Source organism: Neorhizobium alkalisoli (assembly GCF_002968635.1).
GTDB lineage: Bacteria > Pseudomonadota > Alphaproteobacteria > Rhizobiales > Rhizobiaceae > Neorhizobium > Neorhizobium alkalisoli.
Map to the genome: position 1 here is coordinate 1 of NZ_PVBN01000055.1, position 402 is coordinate 402.

1 protein-coding gene is annotated in these 402 nt (G+C 58.2%); it reads left to right on the forward strand.

From position 1 onward, the window contains the following. Positions 1-402: type VI secretion system contractile sheath domain-containing protein (locus C5L13_RS28525; protein ID WP_205836904.1), on the forward strand; the 402-nt coding region annotated here is incomplete at both ends.

A 402-nucleotide genomic window follows, 5' to 3' on the forward strand; every position in this document is an offset into this window, starting at 1 on the left:
GTCAGCGAAACGCTCAAGATCCGGGTGTTGAACATCAGTCAGGATGAGCTGACGCGCAATTTGCGCCGCTATCGGGGCTCCGCCTGGGATCAAAGCCCGGTGTTCAAACAGATTTACGAACAGGAATATGGTCAGTTCGGCGGCGAGCCGTTCGGTTGCATCATCGGCGATTTTGAATTCGATCACAGCCCGATGAGCGTCACGCTGCTGACCGAGTTGGCGAAAATTTCCGCGGCGTCGCACTGTCCGTTCATTTCCGCCGCGTCGCCGTCGCTGCTGCAGATGAGCAAGTGGAACGAACTGGGCAACCCGCGGGATATCGGCAAGATTTTCACCACGCCGGAATATGCGTCCTGGCGCCGCCTGCGCGAAAGCAACGACTCGCGTTACCTGGTGTTGACG